1 protein-coding gene and 1 pseudogene are annotated in these 2,898 nt (G+C 65.0%); both read left to right on the top strand.

Translation table 11 applies throughout. The features are described 5' to 3' along the window. Window positions 1-3: 3 nt before the first annotated feature. Window positions 4-1,100: pseudogene (locus ASE07_RS30265) on the top strand (AMP-binding protein); the annotation flags it as partial. A gap of 1 nt (window position 1,101) precedes the next feature. Further along, a partial coding sequence (locus ASE07_RS30260) for an amino acid adenylation domain-containing protein (RefSeq protein ID WP_235548660.1) occupies window positions 1,102-2,898 on the top strand: 1,797 nt, incomplete at both ends.

The following is a 2,898-nucleotide window of genomic DNA, read 5'->3' as shown; positions in this document are numbered from 1 at the left end:
GAGGTGGTGATCGGCACGCCGATGGCCGGGCGCCTGCGTGCCGAAGTGGAACCACTGATCGGCATCTTCATCAATACCCAGGCACTGCGGCTGGATGTATCGGGCAGCCCGAGCGTTGCGCAACTGCTGCAGTCGGTGAAGGCRCGCACACTGGAAGCGCAACAACACCAGGACCTGCCGTTCGAGCAGGTGGTKGAGCTGGTGAACCCGCCGCGCAGCATGGCRCACAGCCCGCTGTTCCAGGTGTCGTTTGCCTGGCAGAACAATGAAGAGGGCGAGCTGGCGCTGGACGGCCTGACGCCGGCGGCCGTGGGTGGGACGTACCTGACGTCGAAGTTCGACCTGACGCTGAACCTGGGYGAAGTGGGCGACRTSATTGCCGGTGGATTGGAATACGCGACGGCGCTGTTTGAGCGCRCCAGCATCGAACGCATGCTGGGTTACCTGCAGCGTGCACTGGCGGCGATGGTGGACAACGACAGCCTGCAGGTTGCGCGGCTGCCRCTGCTGGACGAGCAGGAATGTAGGCGCTTGCTGGTTGACTGGAATACGACCGATGCCTATCCTGCAGGCACCTGCCTGCACGCGTTGTTCGAACAGCAAGCCGCCGCACAGCCGCAGGCAATCGCACTCACGCATGAAGGCCAGCAGCTGAGCTACGGCGAACTCAACCGCCGCGCCAACCGCTTGGCGCGTCATCTGCGCACATTGGGCGTGGTGCCCGATGCGCGGGTGGCGATTTGCATGGAACGCAGCATCGATATGGTGGTCGCGATCCTGGCGGTGATGAAGGCTGGCGGCGGCTATGTGCCGCTGGACCCGGCCTATCCTGCCGAACGGCTTGCCTTCATGCTGGAAGACAGCGCCCCGGTGGCGTTGCTCACCCACGGCGCGCTCGATCCGGCACTGCGCAGCACGCTGCAGACCTGCCCCGCAATCCTGGTCGAGATAGACGAGCATGCCGGATGGATGGATGAAGACGCCAGCGACCTCGCCACCGAGGCGACCGGCGTCACACCGGCACATCTGGCGTACGTGATCTACACCTCCGGTTCGACCGGCACACCGAAGGGGGTGATGGTCGAGCACCGCAACGTCGCNACGCTCGATCCGGCACTGCGCAGCACGCTGCAGACCTGCCCCGCAATCCTGGTCGAGATAGACGAGCATGCCGGATGGATGGATGAAGACGCCAGCGACCTCGCCACCGAGGCGACCGGCGTCACACCGGCAAGTCTGGCGTACGTGATCTACACCTCCGGTTCGACCGGCACACCGAAGGGGGTGATGGTCGAGCACYGCAACGTCGCRCGYCTGCTCAATGCCACCGATGGCTGGTTTGGTTTTGACCGGCAGGAYGTCTGGACGCTGTTCCACTCGTTCGCGTTCGACTTCTCGGTATGGGAGCTGTGGGGTGCGCTTGCCTACGGCGGTCGGCTGGTGGTGGTGCCGCAGGAGACGGTACGCGCGCCGGATGCGTTTTTTGCCCTGTTGTGCCGTRAAGGGGTGACGGTATTGAACCAGACGCCGAGCGCGTTCCGTCAACTGATCACCGCCCAGGAGCGCAGTATCGAACAGCACAAGCTGCGGCTGGTGGTTTTTGGTGGCGAAGCGCTGGAAGTGGCGATGCTGCGGCCGTGGTATGCACGGCAAGGCAACCACGSCACGCAACTGGTCAACATGTACGGCATCACCGAAACCACGGTGCATGTGACCTAYCGGCCGCTYACGGCGGCGGAYGCGGAAAAGGCCGGGCCGAGYCCGATCGGGCAGCGGATACCGGACCTGCGCATCTACCTGCTGGATGGGTACGGGCAGCCGGTGCCGCAGGGTGCGGCCGGCGAGCTGTATGTGGGCGGTGCCGGGGTGGCGCGTGGTTACCTGAACCGGGATGGCCTGACGGCCGAACGTTTCCTGGYCGATCCGTTCAGTGACGAGCCGGGTGCACGGATGTACCGGACCGGCGACCTGGGACGTTATCTGGCSGACGGCAGCATTGCATTTCTTGGTCGCAACGACGATCAGGTCAAGCTGCGCGGCTTCCGGATTGAGCTGGGCGAAATTGAAGCGAAGCTGCTGGAACAGCAAGGCATCCGCGAAGCGGTGGTGATTGCGCGCGAGGATCAGCCGGGCGACAAGCGGCTGGTGGCGTACTACACGGAAAATGAGCCGGGTACGGTGGAAGTGGAAGGCATGCGCSTGCAGCTGTCGGCGACGTTGCCCGAGTACATGGTGCCGGCTGCCTATGTCGCACTCGACACCCTGCCGCTGACGCCGAATGGCAAGCTCGACCGCCAGGCGCTGCCGGCGCCGGATGGCGACGCCTATGCGAGCGAGGTCTACGAAGCGCCACAAGGTGAAGCCGAAACCACGCTGGCGGCAATCTGGGCCGACGTGCTGGGCGCCGCACGCGTCGGGCGCCACGACAATTTCTTCCGGCTGGGCGGCCATTCGCTGCTGGCCATTACGCTGATCGAACGCATGCGCCGGGCCGGCCTGCATGCCGATGTGCGCAGCCTGTTCACCCATCCGGTGCTGGCCGAGCTGGCCTCGGAGGCGGGCAGCAGCAGCGCGACCGTAGTCGTGCCCGACAACCTGATTGCACCTGATTGCGTGGCGATCACCCCGGACATGCTGCCGCTGGTGTCGCTGACGCAGGAGGAGATCGACCGCATCGTCGCCACCGTGCCCGGCGGCGTGGCGAACGTGCAGGACATCTATCCACTGGCGCCGCTGCAGGAAGGCATCCTGTTCCATCACCTCGCCAGCACAAAGGGCGACGTCTACCTGCTGTCGTCGCTGTTCAGTTTCGACAACCGCAGCCTGCTCGACCATTTCRTGCAATCGCTGCAGGCGGTGATCGACCGGCATGACATCCTGCGCACCGCGGTGCAGTGG

Origin of the sequence: Noviherbaspirillum sp. Root189 (assembly GCF_001428545.1) — a bacterium.
Lineage (GTDB): Bacteria > Pseudomonadota > Gammaproteobacteria > Burkholderiales > Burkholderiaceae_D > Noviherbaspirillum.
Note: the sequence above shows the minus strand (reverse complement) of the source record. Positions and strands in the feature narration are given on the sequence as shown.